11 protein-coding genes are annotated in these 18,044 nt (G+C 72.6%); 4 read left to right on the plus strand and 7 right to left on the minus strand.

The genetic code is table 11. The features are described 5' to 3' along the window. Nucleotides 1-16: 16 nt before the first annotated feature. Nucleotides 17-3,403, plus strand: a complete 3,387-nt coding sequence (locus GTW43_RS00005; RefSeq protein ID WP_161299450.1) for a multifunctional oxoglutarate decarboxylase/oxoglutarate dehydrogenase thiamine pyrophosphate-binding subunit/dihydrolipoyllysine-residue succinyltransferase subunit — start codon at nt 17-19, stop codon at nt 3,401-3,403. Between the two features lie 83 nt (nt 3,404-3,486). On the opposite strand, the gene fxsT is transcribed toward GTW43_RS00005, so the two are convergent. From fxsT to GTW43_RS00035, 6 genes are all read right to left on the minus strand, one after another. Further along, nucleotides 3,487-6,444, minus strand: coding sequence for an FxSxx-COOH system tetratricopeptide repeat protein (fxsT, locus tag GTW43_RS00010; protein ID WP_161299451.1), 2,958 nt, complete (start codon nt 6,442-6,444; stop codon nt 3,487-3,489). 137 nt (nt 6,445-6,581) lie between these two features. Then, the gene (locus GTW43_RS00015) at nt 6,582-7,835 is read right to left on the minus strand and encodes an FxsB family cyclophane-forming radical SAM/SPASM peptide maturase (protein ID WP_343245842.1); all 1,254 of its coding nucleotides are present in this window, start codon (nt 7,833-7,835) and stop codon (nt 6,582-6,584) included. A 281-nt stretch (nt 7,836-8,116) separates the two neighbouring features. After that, on the minus strand, nt 8,117-11,404 hold the full coding sequence (locus GTW43_RS00020; RefSeq protein ID WP_161299452.1) for an SAV_2336 N-terminal domain-related protein: 3,288 nt from the start codon (nt 11,402-11,404) through the stop codon (nt 8,117-8,119). Between the two features lie 5 nt (nt 11,405-11,409). Beyond that, the gene (locus GTW43_RS00025; protein WP_161299453.1) at nt 11,410-12,429 is read right to left on the minus strand and encodes a MoxR family ATPase; all 1,020 of its coding nucleotides are present in this window, start codon (nt 12,427-12,429) and stop codon (nt 11,410-11,412) included. A 94-nt stretch (nt 12,430-12,523) separates the two neighbouring features. Further along, nucleotides 12,524-14,935 (minus strand): trypsin-like peptidase domain-containing protein, encoded by a 2,412-nt coding sequence (locus GTW43_RS37355; RefSeq protein WP_202500850.1) that lies wholly within the window; start codon nt 14,933-14,935, stop codon nt 12,524-12,526. Further along, the gene (locus GTW43_RS00035) at nt 14,932-15,423 is read right to left on the minus strand and encodes a CU044_2847 family protein (RefSeq protein ID WP_161299454.1); all 492 of its coding nucleotides are present in this window, start codon (nt 15,421-15,423) and stop codon (nt 14,932-14,934) included. The genes GTW43_RS37355 and GTW43_RS00035 overlap by 4 nt, the downstream gene beginning before the upstream one ends. 164 nt (nt 15,424-15,587) lie before the next feature. On the opposite strand from GTW43_RS00035, the gene GTW43_RS00040 reads away from it, so the two are divergent. Beyond that, on the plus strand, nt 15,588-15,770 hold the full coding sequence (locus tag GTW43_RS00040) for a DUF6104 family protein (protein ID WP_019075209.1): 183 nt from the start codon (nt 15,588-15,590) through the stop codon (nt 15,768-15,770). Nucleotides 15,771-15,793: 23 nt separating this feature from the next. Here the strand turns inward: GTW43_RS00040 and GTW43_RS00045 are convergent, their stop codons facing one another. Next, nucleotides 15,794-16,639 carry a hypothetical protein gene (locus GTW43_RS00045; protein WP_161299455.1) on the minus strand — a complete coding sequence of 282 codons (846 nt, stop codon included), beginning with the start codon at nt 16,637-16,639 and terminating at the stop codon, nt 15,794-15,796. Nucleotides 16,640-16,830: 191 nt separating this feature from the next. On the opposite strand from GTW43_RS00045, the gene GTW43_RS00050 reads away from it, so the two are divergent. Together GTW43_RS00050 and GTW43_RS00055 are read left to right on the plus strand one after the other, a co-directional pair. Beyond that, nucleotides 16,831-17,730, plus strand: coding sequence for a DUF4097 family beta strand repeat-containing protein (locus tag GTW43_RS00050; protein ID WP_161299456.1), 900 nt, complete (start codon nt 16,831-16,833; stop codon nt 17,728-17,730). A 1-nt stretch (nt 17,731) separates the two neighbouring features. Further along, nucleotides 17,732-18,044 (plus strand): PadR family transcriptional regulator (locus GTW43_RS00055; protein ID WP_161299457.1); only part of this gene is annotated, 313 nt, incomplete at its 3' end.

Genomic DNA, 18,044 nt, shown 5'->3' on the forward strand with positions numbered 1-18,044 from the left:
TAAGAAGGCTGAACAAGTGACGACCGAGGCCCCTGCCGGCCCCGAGTTCGTGACGCTGCGCGGTCCCGCCGCTGCCGTCGCGAAGAACATGAACAAGTCCATCGAGGTCCCCACGGCGACGTCCGTGCGCGCGGTCCCGGTGAAGCTGCTGTTCGACAACCGCATCGTCATCAACAACCACCTCAAGCGCGCCCGCGGCGGGAAGATCTCCTTCACGCACCTCATCGGGTACGCGATGGTGCAGGCCATCAAGGCCATGCCGTCCATGAACCACTCCTTCCAGGAGAAGGACGGCAAGCCGACCCTGGTCAAGCCGGAGCACATCAACTTCGGCCTCGCGATCGACCTCGTGAAGCCCAACGGCGACCGTCAGCTCGTCGTCGCCGGCATCAAGAAGGCCGAGACGCTCAACTTCTTCGAGTTCTGGCAGGCCTACGAGGACATCGTCCGCCGGGCCCGCGACGGCAAGCTCGGCATGGACGACTTCACCGGTGTCACGGTCTCGCTGACCAACCCCGGCGGCCTCGGCACCGTCCACTCCGTGCCGCGTCTGATGCCCGGACAGTCGGTCATCATGGGCGTCGGCTCGATGGACTACCCGGCGGAGTTCCAGGGCACGTCCCAGGACACGCTCAACAAGCTCGGCATCTCGAAGGTCATGACGCTCACGTCGACCTACGACCACCGGGTCATCCAGGGCGCCGCCTCCGGCGAGTTCCTGCGCGTCGTCGCGAACCTCCTCCTCGGGGAGAACGAGTTCTACGACGAGATCTTCAAGGCCCTGCGCATCCCCTACGAGCCGGTCCGCTGGCTCAAGGACATCGACGCCTCCCACGACGACGACGTCACCAAGGCCGCGCGCGTCTTCGAGCTGATCCACTCCTACCGGGTCCGCGGTCACGTCATGGCCGACACCGACCCGCTGGAGTACCGCCAGCGCAAGCACCCCGACCTCGACATCAACGAGCACGGGCTCACCCTGTGGGACCTGGAGCGCGAGTTCGCCGTCGGCGGCTTCGCCGGCAAGTCGATGATGAAGCTGCGCGACATCCTCGGCGTGCTGCGCGACTCGTACGTCCGCACCGTGGGCATCGAGTTCATGCACATCCAGGACCCGAAGCAGCGCAAGTGGATCCAGGACCGCGTCGAGCGCCCGCACGCCAAGCCGGAGCGCGAGGAGCAGCTGCGCATCCTGCGCCGGCTGAACTCGGCGGAGGCCTTCGAGACCTTCCTGCAGACCAAGTACGTCGGCCAGAAGCGGTTCTCCCTGGAGGGCGGCGAGTCCGTCATCCCGCTGCTCGACGCCGTTCTGGACTCGGCCGCCGAGGCCCGCCTCGACGAGGTCGTCATCGGCATGGCCCACCGCGGCCGTCTGAACGTCCTGGCGAACATCGTCGGCAAGTCCTACGCGCAGATCTTCCGCGAGTTCGAGGGCAACCTCGACCCGAAGTCGATGCACGGCTCCGGCGACGTGAAGTACCACCTGGGCGCCCAGGGCACCTTCACCGGCCTGGACGGCGAGCAGATCAAGGTCTCGCTGGCCGCCAACCCGTCCCACCTGGAGACGGTCGACCCGGTCATCGAGGGCATCGTCCGCGCCAAGCAGGACATCATCAACAAGGGCGGCACGGACTTCACGGTCCTGCCCGTCGCCCTGCACGGTGACGCGGCCTTCGCGGGCCAGGGTGTGGTCGCCGAGACGCTCAACATGTCGCAGCTGCGCGGCTACCGCACGGGCGGCACGGTCCACATCGTCATCAACAACCAGGTCGGCTTCACCGCCGCCCCGGAGTCCTCGCGCTCCTCCATGTACGCCACCGACGTGGCCCGCATGATCGAGGCGCCGATCTTCCACGTGAACGGCGACGACCCCGAGGCCGTCGTCCGCGTTGCCCGTCTGGCCTTCGAGTTCCGCCAGGCGTTCAACAAGGACGTCGTCATCGACCTCATCTGCTACCGCCGCCGCGGTCACAACGAGTCGGACAACCCGGCGTTCACGCAGCCGCTGATGTACGACCTGATCGACAAGAAGCGCTCGGTGCGCAAGCTCTACACCGAGTCCCTCATCGGTCGCGGCGACATCACGCTCGAAGAGGCCGAGCAGGCGCTGCAGGACTTCCAGGGCCAGCTGGAGAAGGTCTTCACCGAGGTCCGCGAGGCCGTCTCGCACCCCGGCGAGACGCACGTCCCGGAGCCGCAGGCCGAGTTCCCGGTGCCGGTGCAGACCGCGATCTCCCAGGAGGTCGTCAAGCGCATCGCCGAGTCCCAGGTCAACATCCCGGACAACATCACGGTGCACCCGCGCCTGCTGCCGCAGCTGCAGCGCCGTGCGTCGATGATCGAGGACGGGACGATCGACTGGGGCATGGGCGAGACCCTCGCCCTCGGCTCCCTCCTCCTGGAGGGCACCCCGGTCCGGCTGTCCGGCCAGGACTCGCGCCGCGGCACCTTCGGCCAGCGGCACGCCGTCCTCATCGACCGGGAGACGGGCGAGGACTTCACCCCGCTCCTCTACCTGTCGCCCGAGCAGGCCCGCTACAACGTCTACGACTCGCTGCTCTCCGAGTACGCGGTCATGGGCTTCGAGTACGGCTACTCGCTGGCGCGTCCCGAGTCCCTCGTGATGTGGGAAGCGCAGTTCGGTGACTTCGTCAACGGCGCGCAGTCGGTCGTCGACGAGTACATCTCGGCGGCGGAGCAGAAGTGGGGCCAGACGTCCGGCGTCACCCTGCTCCTCCCCCACGGCTACGAGGGCCAGGGCCCGGACCACTCCTCGGCCCGCGTCGAGCGCTTCCTCCAGCTGTGCGCGCAGAACAACATGACGGTCGCGATGCCGACGCTCCCGTCGAACTACTTCCACCTCCTGCGGTGGCAGGTGCACAACCCGCACCACAAGCCGCTGGTGGTCTTCACCCCGAAGTCGATGCTGCGCCTCAAGGCCGCCGCGTCGAAGGTGGAGGAGTTCACGTCGGGCGGCTTCCGCCCGGTCATCGGCGACGACTCGGTCGACCCGGCCGCCGTCAAGAAGGTCGTCTTCGTGGCCGGCAAGCTGTACTACGACCTCGAGGCCGCCCGCCAGAAGAACGGCGTGACGGACACCGCGATCATCCGCGTCGAGCGTCTGTACCCGCTGCCGGGTGCCGAGCTCCAGGCCGAGATCGCCAAGTTCCCGAACGCCGAGAAGTACATCTGGGCGCAGGAGGAGCCGGCGAACCAGGGTGCGTGGCCGTTCATCGCGCTGAACCTGATCGACCACCTGGACCTGGCCGTCGGCGCCGACGTCCCGCACGGCGAGCGCCTGCGCCGCATCTCGCGGCCGCACTCGTCGTCCCCGGCGGTCGGCTCGGCGAAGCGGCACCAGGCGGAGCAGGAGCAGCTGGTGAACGAGGTCTTCGAGGCCTAGGCCCCGAAGCCCCGCAGCCACAGGGGCCCGGCACCCTCGGGGGTGCCGGGCCCCTGCGCGTTCCCGCGGGCCGGCCGGCGCGCCTACACGGGCTGGGGCTCGAAGTCCCAGTACGGGCGCTGCCGGCGGCGGACGCCGAGGGTGTGCGGGTGCTGGTCGCCGAGCGTCTCGGCCAGGATCCTGATCACTTCCTGCTCCTTCTCCCCGGCCTCCTTTCCGCGTCGCAGCAGCCGCAGGTCGGTGGCGTGGGCGGCCCAGGCCGACAGGGTCAGCGGGTGCCGCCCACTCAAGATCTCCTCGGCCGTCTCTGCTGCGGCGAGACTGAGTTCTGCAGCCCCTTCAACGTCTCCGGCCAGCGCGCGCGCCCCCGAGGTGTTGACGGAACACCCCACGGTCCACGGATGCCGGTCCCCCACAGCACTCCGCATACGCGACAGGGCACGCTCGGCCATGTGCAGCGATTCGTCCCTCTCGCCGAACTCGGCAAGGACAAGCGCGTGGTTGCCGAGTACACCTGCGGCGAAGGGATGCACGTCACCGAGCAACCGCTCGTGCCCGACGGCGGCACGCTCCGCGAGCTCCCTCGCGAGTTCGGGAGCCCCGTGGGAACGCTGGAGTGTTGCGAAGTCTGCGAGCACGGCAAGAGTGTCCGGGTGGTCCGGACCGTGCACCTGCTCGGAGCGGGCGAGCAGAGTTCGCATCAAGGCCTCAGCCTGCTGATACTGGCCCGAGCGCCGGAGGCAGAGTGCAAGGTTGTGTTCGGCACGGAGCACCTGCGGGTGGTGGGCGTCCATGACCTGGTAGTGCAGGTTCACATTCTGCTTCTGTCGAGTCAGCGCCTCGTCGTAGCGCCCGAGCCAGCGAAGAAGGCCCGCACAGTCGGTCCCGCTCTGAAGGGTGGAGGGATGGCGGTCCTTGAGTACGCGCTCCTTCACCTGTAGCACGTTGAGTTCGATGTCGAGGGAATCCTGGTAGTGCCCCAACTGGGCCAGCACCGCCGCGAGGTTGTGGCGTGAGTCAAGCGTTCGAGGGTGTTCCTCACCGAGAAGTACTTGATACGCAGCCAATACCTCCTCGAACAGGTCACGGGCCTCCTCGTAGGAAGCCAGCGCCCAGAGCGACCCACCCAGTCCTTGCTTCGACCTGAGCAATTCGTTGCTGTCCGCAGCGTGTTCCTGGAGCAGCGCGACGGAGCTGCGCCCTGCCGCCTCTGCCTCCCGGTAGCGGCCTACTCTCCGCAGCATGATCGCGTGGTAGTAGTCCAGCAACAGCAGATTCCGGTCCGTCGGCCCGAGGCGTGCTTGCCAGCGAGGCAGGGCCTTCTGCACCAGCTGGAGACCAGCTGAGTACTCGCCCCGCACCTTCAAGTAGTCGATGCACTCCAGTACGAGACCCTGCACGTTGGGGTCCGCGCTGTCGAAGACGCCGCTGTGGTCAAGGTGCGGAATGATCTGTGCGTAGCGCTCCCAGAGGCGAGTGTCGTTGGGGTTGCGGGGCGAGGCGCTGACCAGAACCCTGCAGGCTGCCGCGGCTGCCTGTTCGCGCTCCGACGCGGGCATGCCGGTGCGCAGATAGCTGTGGTACAGGTGGTGCATCTGAACGCTCTCGACACCTTGATCCACGCGGGTGTCGGCAGCCGGGTACTCCATGCGCATGACTGCCGTGGCCTCGTTGAGCCTTCGCAGGTTGGTGTGCCAGCCAATGGGGTCGGCTGCGAGAGATTCGAGATGGGGCGGCAGGTCCCCGGGACGGGCCGACTGGATCAGTCCGACCGGAATGGCGTCCGGGGAGAAGAACCCGAAGATCTTGAGGAGTTCGGACGCGTCCGGGTGCTTCTCGCGCAGCATGTTCTGGGTCAGGGACCAGCTGGTCCAGACGCTCTTCTGGTAGTCGTCGTCGACGAAGCTGAGCCCGAACTCGTTGGGCCGGCCGTTCAGGATGCTGTCGATGTACGGCTCGACGGGCATCGTCTCGTTGATGGCGAGCCAGGACGCCGTCTGGTTGACCAGCAGCGGGAGGTCCTGCACGGCGGCGGCGAGCGAGTCGGCCTGCGCCGCGGTCAGCCGGGGCGCCCTGCGGCAGGCGAACGCGACGCTCTCGCGCCGGGTGAAGGGGTGGATCTCGATCTCCTGGGTCCGGCTGAACGCGGACCAGTCGCGGGTGAGCGTCGTGATGAGGACATGCCCCGGCCCGTCGGGCAGCAGGTTCTCGATGCCGTCGACGCTGTCCGCGCCGTCGAAGATCAGCAGCCAGTTGCGATACGGGTTCCCGCTGCGCAGCGCGTTCTGGACCGCACGGATCCGGTCACCGGTCTCACGGCCCGCCGGCAGCTCGAGCCGCAGGGCCAGCTCGGCCAGTTGCTCGCGCGCCGTGCCGGGGTAGCCGGAGTTCACCTGCCAGACGATGTCGTACTCGTTGCGGAAGCGGTACGCGTACTCGCGGCCGATCTGGGTCTTGCCCACGCCCGAGATGCCTCGCAGGACACACCGCTCGCCCTCGCTGTCGAGGAACACCCGGTGGATCTGTTCGAGGACCTCGTCGCGGCCGGTGAAGCGTTCGTTGCGCGGCGGGACGTTCCACTGGGCCTGGTCGTCGTTCGGGAAGCGGGGGCCGCCGTCGGCCTCCTCGGCGGCGCGCGAGCGATCGATGCCCACTCTGCGCATCAGGCGGCGGCCCGCCTCGCGGGCGCTCAGACCGAGCAGGCTGACGGGGGCGAGCGCTGCGGTGGCGGCGGGCAGTGCGCCGTTGGCGATGTTGACGGCGACGAAGCGGTCGGAATGCGCGGCGACGACCGTGCGCAGGGCTTCCGTCCACTCCTCCGCGGGGCGCGGGCCCAGCCCGAAGTACCAGTCGTCGAGGACCAGCAGAATCCGGCCGGGTGCCTCGAGCAGTCCGGTGAGCGCATCGACCAGCGACGTCTCCAGCTCGGGGTCCCAGCGCAGCATCGAGGTGCCGATGCCCTGCTGCTCGAGCTGGTGCGCGATCCAGGCCGCCCAGGGGCGGCTGGATCCGGCATGACTGATGGTGATGAACTCGGCCATACGACCGTCTCCCTGTCGTGCGAGCTGTCCTGCTGACGATGGTCGTACACGGTGGATCGGGCTGCTGGCACCGTAGTTCATCGGTGCCCGGCGGATCTGACGAACCGTCGACGGTCGGCCATTCGGGGCGCGAAGAGCTAGGGCGAGTCACCGATCTCGGCCAGCACCCGGTCCGACACGTGGCGTATGAGGCGGGCCATGTCGGCGCAGTAGACCGTGGGGTGACGGAACCCGCTGCGGGCGAGGTAGCGGTGGGCGTAGTTGCCCCCGCCGCAGACGCGGGCCAGGGGGCAGGTGCGGCACTCGGGGCCCAGGGCGTCGAGCCCCAGGTGGCGGGCGACGATCCCCGGGTGGTCGAGCGCCTCGTCGAAGCTGTTGTGCCGCACGTCCAGTCCCGTGACGGGTGCACCCGCGTAGGCGGTCTTGAGCGAGTCGACCTGCTCGATCGTCCCGTCCGTGTCGATCACCACCGCCGCGACCGGCGAGAGTCCCACCACCTCGGTGGCGCTCGGCTGGCCCAGGAGCAGGGCGATGATCTCGCCGAAGAGCCTGATCCGGACAGACGGCTCCGGGTGCTCCCACCACAGGTCGAACGCCTCGGCGAGCCAGTCTCCGTACGGGGTGGCCCGGCTGTGCGGGAACCCCAGCTTCCTCGGATCCGCCGGGGCGACGCCGGTCGGCGGCACGGTCCAGTTGTTGTGCGGCAGCAGGAGGTCGAGGCCCGGGGGGCGCAGCTCCAGGAGCGAGTTCAGCACGTCTTTCGGGTCATTGGCCAGATCGATCGTGCACAGGACTCCGGCGTAGCTGTCGGGATGCTCCGCGAGCAGCCGCGCCGCGCGCATCGCCGCGGGCCAGGAGGGTCGGCCGCTGTGGAAGGCGCGCAGCCGGTTGTGCTGCGACGTCCCGCCGTCGAGGCTCAGGCCGACCCGGATCCCCGCCGTGGCGAGTCGGGTCAGGGCCTGCGGGGTCAGCAGGGTTCCGTTCGTCTGGACGCCCGCCTCGACCTGGCATCCGGCGGGCACCTCCGCGCGCACGGCGTCGACGTAACGCACCAGTGGGCCGGGACCGCCGAGCAGCGGCTCGCCGCCGTGCAGGTCGATCCGGACCGAGGACAGCCGGTGTGTGCGTGCGTGCTCACCGATCCGCTCCGCGGCGCGCCGCATCGTCGCGGGCGGGACCCGGACGGGGCGGTCCCGCCAGGTGCTGTCCGCGCCCTCGTAGACGTAGCAGTACGAGCAGGCGAGGTTGCAGCGGCTGTGGACCTTCAGGACGAACTGACGGAACGGCACCGGACCGACGCCCGAACGCCGCAGCGCGCCGACGTCCAGATCCCGCAGCGGCCAGGGGGCCGGGGACTCCGCCCGCGTCGCGTGCAGGTCACCCCGGCTCACGCCGAAGCCTGTACGTCTGCGCTCTCGAAGGTGGTGGAGGAGGGCTGTCCCCGTACGCCGCGATCGTCCGCTCCGCGGATCTGGGCTGCGCGATCAGCCCCTCGAGCACGGCCCCGAGGACCGGGTGATCGCTCCGCCCCCGGAGCTCCGCCAGGTCCAGTCCCGCGTAATCCGGCAGGGACTCACTGGGCTCGCTCGCGGCCGGGCTCAGCACATCGCCTCCTCATGACAATCGGCTTAGCGGGCATGCCCCCGTGTCCGACGGGGGAAACACCCGTGCGTCACTGCGTGCCGTCGAGCCGCCGGATCCGGTCATCCGTGCGCTGGATCTCGGCCGGATCGGCGCCCGGGGCGCGGGCCCAGCGTTCGCGGGCGGCGCGGTACATCACCAGGGCGCGGGCGGGGCCCGCGAGGTACTCCAAGACCTCGGCGCGGCCGTGCAGGGCGCGCGCCGCGGTGCGTGGATCGCGTGCGGCCTCGGCTTCCCGGGCGGCGTGGCCGTACGCCTCGTCGGCCCTGACCCACTCCTCGCGCTCGCGGGTGTGCCGGGCCAGGAGGCCGTGCAGGCCGCCGAGTTCGAGCCAGGCGGCGGCGCGCAGCGTCGGCTCCTCGGTGTCTCTGAGTGCCTGGTCGAGGGTCCAGCACGCCTCGTACAGGTCGGCGATCATGGACTCGGCGCCGTAGCGGCGGCGCAGGGCGGCCGCGAGCAGGAGGCGCCGCTCGACGGCGGTGGGGTGGCTCGGCGCCGTGTCGGCCACGGCCTCGCGCAGGCTGTTGACCGCCTCGGAGATCGCGTTGGGGTCGTCGGACTCGTGCTGTGTGCGCTGGGACTCCAGCAGCATCTGCCCGTACGAGACGAGCAGTTCGGCTCGCTGGGGGTCACCCGGTCGTAACAGACTCAGTGCCCGCTTCATCTCCGCCTCGGCTGCGTCGGGTTCCGTTCCGCCACTACTTTTCCACAGGTATGTCCCGAGCTGTCCACGCGCCAGTGCCTCGAGCGCGGTGTCGCCCTCGGCCCGCGCCGCGTCGGCGGCTCGCTTCAGTACTGCCCCTTCCGCCGCCGATTGGAACTGGGGCACGGCAATCGCGTGGGCGCGGGCGAGTTCGTGGAGGTAGCGGGCCGGGGGCCCGCCGCTCCCCGCGGGCTCTTCCGTACGCTCCACGCTCCGCGTCAGCTCCCGTACGGCCTGCCGGGCCAGGTCGCGGCGTTCGTCGGAGTCCTCGGAGGCACGGACCGCGCACAGAAGCAGGGTCCGGCCGAGGGTGAAGTACAGCTGGGCGGGCGGGGTGCCGTCCGCCCAGCGGCGGGTGAGCCGGCTCAGGACCCGGACGGAGCGGCGCAGGTGCGCGAGGTCGTCGCGCGGTGCGCCGTCGACACGGCCGGTGATGACGTCGGTGTGCTGGACGGCGCAGGCCAGCCGGGTCTCCGGGGTGAGTCCGGGCAGGTCGAGGGCGAGTTCGAGCTGGGCCAGCGCCTCGTCGAGGAGCTGCTCGGACCGGGTGCCGGTGGCTTCCTGTTCGCCCCGGGTCCGCAGGACCCGGGCGAGCGCGGTGCGGGCCGCGCCGAGCCGCTCGGCGTCGGGGGCGGGGCCCGCCGCGAGCGCGTCGACCGCGCGGCGCGCCACGTCCTCGGCCTCGTCGAGCCGGCGCGGGTCGCGCCACTGCTGCCAGGCGTGCAGCAGGGCGGTCACGTAGAGGCGGCTGCCGTCGCGCGCGGCCTCGGCGCGCGGGGTGCGCAGCAGGCGCAGCGCCTCGAGGAGGTCCTCGGCGTTGCCGTCGGTCTCGTAGCGGTGCAGGCGCTGCTCGGCGGCGCGCAGCGGGTGACCGGGCAGGGCGGGCAGCCCGGGAAGTTCGGCCAGGCCCCGTTCGAAGTGGCGCAGGACCAGGTCGGAGACGGTGGCGAAGGGTTCGGGGACGCTGCCGGTGCCGGTGGCGGGGCGGCGTCCGGTGCCTTCCAGGTAGGCGACGACGGCGGCCGGGTAGTTGCGCGCGGCCCGGCCGAAGGCACGCTCGATGAAGAGGGCCGTGTGCTTGAGGACGAGGGCCGCCTCACCGGCGCTGAGCCGCTCCAGGAGCAGCCCGCGGACCCGGGGTTTGAAGTCGAACCAGGGTCCGGTGCGGCGCTCCTGCTCGCGGCCGGGGCCGTCGCCGGGCGGGCGCTGGGCGACGAGGCCGCCGAGCAGCACCTCGGCGAGTTCCGCGGCGCCGCTGCCGGGCTGCATGGTGCGCTGGACCAGCCGCATCACGGGGAGCGCGAGCGGTGCGGCGGCGAGGTGGACGGCGAGGTCGCGGGCGGCGGGCGAGGCCGTCTCGTCGAACTCGACGAGGAGCCGCTCGGCCTCCTCGGCGATCTCTGCGTTCTCTGCGTCTGCGCCCGCCGCCGGTGGTCCCACGGTCAGGGGTGCGGCGGCGCCGCGCAGCCGGAGTCCGCCCTCGGCCGCGACGAGCCGGGACCAGGTGCCGAGCGCGGTGGGGGTGGGCGTCAGGACGGGGACGTACGGGCCCTGCGGGGGCGGTGGGGCGAGGCGCGTGCGGGCGCCGGGCCGCCGCTGCTCGTGGAAGCCCAGCTGGTGGTAGGGGCCCTGGCGGCGGATCAGGGTGCCGGTGCGGACGGGGAGCGCGGTGCGCGGCCAGAAACGCTGGGGCAGCGGCTGGAGCACGGCGAGCGGCGCGGAGCCGACCCAGTCGCCGAGCAGCCGCTGGAAGGTGCCGTCGTGCCACAGCGGTCCCGTGCAGTCGCTGAGCAGCAGGTGTACCCGCTGACCGCCGGGGTCGGTCATCTCCTGGGCGGGGCGCAGCACATGGCCGAGTCCGGGCTGTGCGGTGACGCCGAGGCCGGTGCCGAGCGGGTGCAGGTACTGCACGACGACGTCACGGAAGGCGCCGACCTGGACGCAGGCCCGGCGCAGGTCGGCGAGGAGGCCGTCCCAGACGGCCATGGCGGGGGTGCCGTCCATGAGGAGGACGAGGTCGGCGGTCCGGCGGCGGACCGGCCTGCGCACGAGGCGGAGCATCCCGGCGCCGGCCGATTCCTCGGCGGTCGCGGTCTCGTCGAGCTCGGTCGGTGCGGCGCGGCCGGGCGGCCGGTACGTCCGCAGGGGGCGCAGGGCGCGGCAGACGGCCGGCAGTGCGGCGAGACCGGACGCCACGGCGGCGGGGCGGGTCCGGCCGACCGGGACGGGCACGGGCGCGGGGGCGGCCGGGCGGAGGTCGGCGAGGGCGACGGTGGTGCCGTCCGGCAAGGTCGCCGGGCCGGGTGCGGACGACGGGGGGCGGCGGGCACCGTGAGGCTCCTGCGGCGGCGCGGCCGACGGCCCGGAATTGGCCGGATCCGATGGGTGCTCCGGTGAGCGCGGAAGCGGATCGTCCAGTGCCGTGGCAACGGACGTCCCGGTGGGGGGACTGTCGCGGGCGGCGCCCGTCAGTCCGGTGTCCCTGGTCACCCGGGCGAGCCACAGCGCGTCGGCGATCTCCCGGCTGTCGAGCGGGGTGCCCGCCGCGGCGAGGGTCTCGACAAGCCGGGCCAGCGGGCCCGGCCCCTCGTCGTGCCGCGGCGGTTCTCCGGGCACCGCGGTCACCGCGTCCGGTCGAGCGGCCGCAGCAGCTCCCCGGACAGGCGCGCGCGTGCGGCGCTGTCCGCGCTCCAGCCCGTCTGGCGGACCAGGTGGATCGCGTTGAGCAACTGGTCGACGGCGCGGACGTCGCCGGGGTCGTCGCGCTGGAGGAACTGCTCGATGAGCGCCGCGTGTTCGTCCTCCGCGCCCTCGCCGAAGTGCGCGCGCACCATGCCGGCCAGCCGCTCGGCGTCGGGCGGCGTCATCTCGAGCTGGATGCAACGGCGGCGCAGCGGCGCCGGGAAGTCCCGCTCGCCGTTGCTGGTCAGGACGATGAACGGGAAGGCGCGGCAGCGGATCCGACCGTGGTGCACGGTGGCCTTGGTGCCGTCGTGGGTGAGGACCTCCACGTCCGGCGCGATGTCCGCGATCCGCTCCAGCTCGGGGACGGTGAACTCGCCCTCCTCCAGCACGTTCAGCAGATCGTTCGGCAGGTCGATGTCGCTCTTGTCGAGCTCGTCGACGAGCAGCACGCGCGGCCGGTCGTAGGCGAGCAGCGCGGTGCCGAGCGGGCCGAGCCGGATGTAGCGGCCGATGTCCGCGATGCCCGCGGCGGCGTCCTCGCCGAGCGCGGTGCGGATCTGCAGGTCCTGGAGCCGCCCGATCGCGTCGTACTCGTACAGCCCGCCGCCCAGCGTGCTGCGGCTGACCACCGGCCAGGTCAGGACACGGCCCAGCTTCAGCTCGTACGCGACCGAGTGCGCGATGGTCGACTTGCCGCTGCCGGGCTGCCCGGTGACCAGGAGCGGACGGCGCAGGTACAGCGCGGCGTTGACCAGCTCGCGCTCCTGGGTGCCCGGGCGGTGCATCTGCGCCTGACGGCTGCGCACACCGAGCCGGCGGACCGAGACACTGTCCAGTTCGCCGGGCGGGGCGAGGGTGGGGCCGCCGTCGAAATCGCGCCAGGGCGGGGGCGGGGGCAGACGCGCGATGTCGTCGTGCGGGGCTCCGGCACCCCGGTAGATCAGCCACTCGCTCATACGAGCCCCCTCCGCGACAGGCTGCCACGAACGTACCCGGCGAGGGGCGCGCCCTGGGCTGAATTGAGACGGCGCCCGCCGCGCCACCGGCCGGTCACGAGGGCGACTCGAGAAGGCGGGGAGTGTCCGGCAGCGGGAACTCGGGCGAGTCGAAGAAGAGGACGAGGCCGCGCAGCCAGTCCGCCCGGGGGCCGGGCCGGCCGGAGTCGGGACCGTACGGGGGTCCGGCCTGCGCGGCGGGACCGGGACCGTACGGCGGGCCGGCCTCCGGGACGGGTCCGCCGGGGTGGCCTTCGGTCCGGCCGTCCTCGGCGTCCGGGCGGTGACCGTCCTGGCGTCCGGTGCGCAGCCTCCACAGCCGCATCGGGAGGGAGCCCACGGGTGCGCCGCCCCGCCCCGACCCGCCGAGCAGCCCGTCGATCTCCCGGTGGAACGCGGCGCACTCCTCACCGCAACCGCCCTCCGCCGCATGCCCGTCGGCCCGCCACAGCGCGACGGGATAACCGGCCTCGACCGCGTGCTGCACCGCCGCGTACCCGGGCCCGGACGCCGGCGTCACCCGCTCGCACAGCACCGGGACGGAGCCGTGCGGGGCCGTCATGAGATCCGCCGCCGGGGCCGTCGCCCGGTGCGCGGCGGCCCCGCCCGTCCCCACCGCCCCCACCGGGCGCAGCGGCCGCAGCCGGCCGGCGTCGTGCAGCCCGTCCCAGCGGGCGCGCCAGCGGCGCAGCGCCTCCGGCCCGAACTCCCGGTCCGCCAGGGCCTCCCGGCGCTCTGTGTCGCGCAGCATCACCGGCTGCCCGTCGCCCATCAGGGTGTGCGGCGCGGACCGCCGGTGGCCCTCCCGCACCCGCCACTCCGTGAACGCCGACGCGAACTCCCGCCCCGGCAGCGCGACTTCGACCGGTACGGGGTCCTGCTGCGGCCGGGTCACGCGCGCGGCCGCCAGCACCTCGGCGAGCGCCGACAGCGCCTGCGCGCGGGCCTGCTCGAAGGGCCGGCCCTCGGCGGGCGGCGGCTTGGCGAGCTCCCAGCGGCCGTCCATGTACCCCTTGTAGAGCGCCCAGGTGTAGTGGGCCGTGTCCTCCTCGCCCTCCTCCAGGTACGCGGCGGGCTCGGTGTCGTCGAACTCCAGCAGCACCGCGCGCAGCCTCCGGCTCAGTGTCTCGAGCCGTCGGCGCTGCGCCGGGTCCAGGAACCGCCTGCGCTGCCGCACGGTGTCGTAGAGCGTCTCGGCGGCATCGCTCCCGTCGTGGCGCAGCGCCCACTTCGCCACCTTCACGAGATAGCGCAGGTGCACGATCAGGTCCTCGGTGTCGCCGATGCCGCTCAGTGCGCCGAGCCCGTCGCGCCAGCCGGTCAGCGCCGCCGTGGCCGAGGCGGTCCGGCCCTCCAGCGCCTCGCCGACGAGGCCGCGCACCGTGCCGGGGTCGGGAGGCGCCGGCAGCGCACCGAGCCGGTGGAGCGCGTCGAGCCGGTCGATGGGCCCCCACGCGCGCGGGCGCCGGTGCCGGGCGAGCTGGGCATCGGTCCAGGTCGCCTCGCCCGTGCCCTGGTCGTGCTCCTGGCGCTCCCAGTGCCAGGCGTCGTGGCGGCGCATCAGCTCCCGGTAGGGCGCCGCGCCGAGGCTCGGGGCGCCCTCCAGATGCGCGGCGGGGGTGAGCGCCCGCAGGTCGCTCACCGGGACCGCGATGCCCGACTGGCCGTCCCGGGCACGGGCCTTGACGAGGCCGATCACCTCGGCGCGCTCCGTGTCGACGAGGAGTCCGCCCGAGGTGCCGCTGCGCAGCGGCGAGGTGATCTCGAACTTGATCCGGCCGCCGCTCTCTCCGGCGTAGCGGCACTGGAACGTCTCCGCCTCCCACGGTGCGAACGCGCCGGACGGACCGGGGAAGCGGCCCGCGACCGCACCCGCCCCGAACACGCCCGGCTGCCGCTCGGTCAGCCAGGCGCAGCGCTCCCGCTCCAGCGGGTCGAGCACAGCGACCAGCGCCAGGTCCTGCCCCCGCGCCTCCGCCCCGGTCCCCTCGATCTCGGCCTCGGTGGCGAAGACCTCATCGGTGTGGTGCGGGGCGGTGTGGTGCGGGGCGGTGTGGTCGGGCGTCGCGCCGCCGTGCGCCGCCTGGTCGTGCGCCACCTGGTCGTGCGCCGGCCGGTCACGCGCGGGCCTGTCGTGCGCCGACCTGTCCTTGGCGGCCGGGACCGGCAGGGGCATCGCGTACGCGACGCGGCCGCGCAGGACCCGGCCGTCCACGTACACACCGACATCGGCGCCGTCGGCCCGCACCGGGTGCCTGGCCTGCCGGCCCGGACCGTCGACCAGCACGTGCGCGCAGGTCAGCACCCATCCGGGGGCCACGAAGAAGCCGCTGCCCCACATGAGGCCGCGCGTGGTCCCACGGGCGTCACCCGCGGAAGGGGAACCGGCCGGTGGGGGCGCACCGAGACCCACGGCGGCGTCCTTGATCAGCGTCCACAGCGGATCCTCCTCCTGCGGCGCCGTCATCGGGCACCGGCCTGCCCGTCGCCCCCTCCTGTACCGCCCCGGTCGCTGCCGGGCGCGGGGTCGGTGGTGCCGGGCGCGCGTGGGGTGGGCTGCTGCCCGTCCCGGGTGGCGTCACGTCCGTCCCGCTCCGGACGGCGCCAGGTCAGCGTGATGGCGAGATTGGCCTTGGCCTCCCCGTCCGCGAGCACCGCGACGGCCTTGCCCGGCTTGGCGCTCACCTCGATGCCGAACGTCACCGCCGTCTCGTCGGGCGCCACCGCGCGCGTGGCGGCGCGCACCGAGCGGGCGACCCCCTGCACCGTCTCCCCCAGGCCCTCGACCCTGGTCGTCAGGGTCTCCCAGAGACCGACGTCCTCGAAACGGTCGTCCTCGTCGTAGAGCCCCGAGCCGTCCGCGTCGCCCCGGGCCGCCGGGCCCTCCAGCCGCGAGGCACGGACCCAGACCTCGGTCCCGTCCGGCAGCTGCACCGGCCGTATCGCATCCCCCATGGCGCACTCCCCCGTCGCCCCGGCGCACCGCACGCGTGCGCCTCACAGGTACTGATGGCTCATCAGGCTAACCCGCACGGCCCAAGGGGGCGAGGGCCTTCCCGGCTCTCCTATCCTGGCTGTGACAGCGCAGGACGAGCAGCACGAGCAGCACGGAGCACCCCTTGTACTTCACCGACCGTGGCATCGAAGAACTGGAGAAGCGGCGCGGCGAGGAGGAGGTCACCTTCGAGTGGCTGGCCGAGCAGCTGCGGACCTTCGTCGACCTGAACCCCGACTTCGAGGTGCCGGTCGAGCGGCTGGCGACCTGGCTGGCCCGGCTCGACGACGAGGACGACGACGAGTAGACGCGACGGGCGGACGGGCCGGGTCAGTCGCGGGCCGCGCGCATGCGGTCGTACGCGAGGCCGAGCACGCCGTGAGCGAGCAGGACGGCCCCCGCCGTGAGCCAGCCGCCGCTGCGCCGCCGAAGGCCGTGGACGGTGAGCGGAAGAGCGGCGGCGAGCTGGGCCGCGGCGAGGCAGCGGGCCTTGGGGCCGCGCAGCCAGGGGCCGAGGCCGGTGCCCTCGACGACGTCGAGCTCCGCATGGACGGCGTCGCGCCAGCCGGACCAGGTGACGGGCTGGACGTCGGGCTGCACGCGCGCGACCTCGCGCAGCCGGTCGGCCGGCTCGCCGGGGGTGAGGCCCGCGGGGAGGGTGAGTCCGGTGCGGGTGAGCACGGCGAGGAGACCGAGCATGCGCGCGCGGGCGTCGCTCTCGCTGTCGGGGCCGGTCAGGACGTCGAGCGCCTGCATGTCGAGCACCGGGTCGAGTCCGAGCCGGGCGGCGAAGGTGCGCATGGCCTCGTCCTCGCCCGCGGGGGTGCCGTTCGCCAGCCATACGTAGCCGACGGGCCGCCGAAATCCCGAGGCGAGGGTGAAGCCGCTGCGGTCGGCGTCCCACCACAGGGCGAGCACCGGCCAGGGCGCTCCGACGGCGAGCGCACCGGCCCAGCCGGCGACGATCCGGTCGACGGGTTCGCCATCACCGGGCCCGGTCGGGTCGGCGTCGGGGCCGTTCAGCCAGGGCTTGGTCTCGGGGACGAGCACGCTCCAGCCGTGTCCGGCCCGCGCGAGCAGCATGCGCCGGCGCAGCAGGTGGGCGGCGGGCCCCACGACGGCGGGTTCGGCACGGCACAGGAGCAGCGCACCGGCGGGCTCGGGGGAGGACGGCATGGGTCCACGCTAGGGCAGTTCGCCCGAACAGGACCACAATTATGGGCTTATGGGGTGCGGCGAGAGGCGCGGTGGAGGGGGCGGCGAAGGGGACGGGCCTCCGCGACAGTCTTGACTTCCCGTATCCGCGATATATCGTGTTTGGCGGAGGATGCGAGAGGGCGCGTCCCTGTGCCGGAGGAGGTCGCACCATGCCCGAGTGGTCCGTCGCGGAGCCGCAGAAGCTCGCTTTCGACGAGCCGGTGACGGCCCTGCACGTGCGCGTGGTGAACGGGACGGTGAATGTGATGGCCACCGACGAGCCGTCCGCCCGTCTGGAGATCTCCGAGATCGAGGGGCCACCCCTGCGGGTGACGTCACAGGGCGGCACACTCTCCGTCGCGTACGACGACCTGCCCTGGAAGGGCTTCCTGAAGTGGCTCGACCGCAAGGGGTGGCACCGCAGCGCGGTCGTCACGCTCGCCGTCCCGGCGGGTACCCGGGTCGAGGTCGGCGTGGTCGGCGCGGGCGCGGTCGTCTCCGGCCTGGAGGGAGCCGTGGAGGTCAAGGGCGTCACCGGGGACACGACCCTGGTGGGCGTGACGGGCCCGGTGCGCACGAGCACGGTCTCGGGCAGCGTCGAGGCCCAGGCGGTCACCGGCGACCTGAGGTTCAACTCGGTGTCGGGCGATCTGACGGTGGTCGAGGGCTCCGGTTCCTTCGTGAAGGCGGACACCGTCAGCGGCGCGATGATCGTGGACCTGGACCCGGCGGGCCCCACCGACGTGAGCCTGACGAGCGTCTCCGGCGAGATCGCCATCCGCATCCCGCACCCGGCGGACACGGAGGTCGAGGCGAACACGGCGAGCGGAGCGGTGTCGAACGCGTTCGACGGTCTGCGCGTCTCCGGCCAGTGGGGCGCCCACAAGATCACCGGCAGGCTCGGTGCGGGCACCGGCACGCTCAAGGCGACGACGGTCTCCGGCTCGATCGCCCTGCTGCGCCGCCCTCCGGGCGAGGACGAGCACCCACGGCAGGACACCCCGCCCGGCTCCGCCGGGGACGCCAACGCCGCGGACCACGTCGACACCGCAGACAAGAAGGTGCTCTGAGATGCCCCCCGTCTTCGCCCACGGCCGTCTGCGCCTCTACCTGCTCAAGCTGCTCGACGAGGCCCCCCGCCACGGGTACGAGGTGATCCGTCTCCTGGAGGAGCGCTTCCAGGGGCTGTACGCACCGTCGGCGGGCACCGTCTATCCGCGGCTGGCCAAGCTGGAGTCCGAGGGGCTCGTCACGCACACCACCGAGGGCGGCCGGAAGGTCTACGCGATCACCGACGCGGGCCGCGCCGAGCTGGCCGACCGCAGCGGGGAGCTGGCCGACCTGGAGCTGGAGATCCGTGACTCGGTCGCCGAGCTGGCCGCCG

Origin of the sequence: Streptomyces sp. SID5785, assembly GCF_009870065.1 — a bacterium.
Taxonomy (GTDB): Bacteria; Actinomycetota; Actinomycetes; order Streptomycetales; family Streptomycetaceae; genus Streptomyces.

Excerpts from the sequence above, each read along its gene's own strand:
- fxsT (WP_161299451.1), bottom strand. The coding sequence starts at position 6,444 with ATGGCCGAGTTCATCACCATCAGTCATGCCGGATCCAGCCGCCCCTGG.
- GTW43_RS00025 (WP_161299453.1), bottom strand. The coding sequence starts at position 12,429 with ATGAGCGAGTGGCTGATCTACCGGGGTGCCGGAGCCCCGCACGACGAC.
- GTW43_RS37355 (WP_202500850.1), bottom strand. The coding sequence starts at position 14,935 with ATGACGGCGCCGCAGGAGGAGGATCCGCTGTGGACGCTGATCAAGGAC.
- GTW43_RS00035 (WP_161299454.1), bottom strand. The coding sequence starts at position 15,423 with ATGGGGGATGCGATACGGCCGGTGCAGCTGCCGGACGGGACCGAGGTC.
- GTW43_RS00045 (WP_161299455.1), bottom strand. The coding sequence starts at position 16,639 with ATGCCGTCCTCCCCCGAGCCCGCCGGTGCGCTGCTCCTGTGCCGTGCC.
- GTW43_RS00050 (WP_161299456.1), top strand. The coding sequence starts at position 16,831 with ATGCCCGAGTGGTCCGTCGCGGAGCCGCAGAAGCTCGCTTTCGACGAG.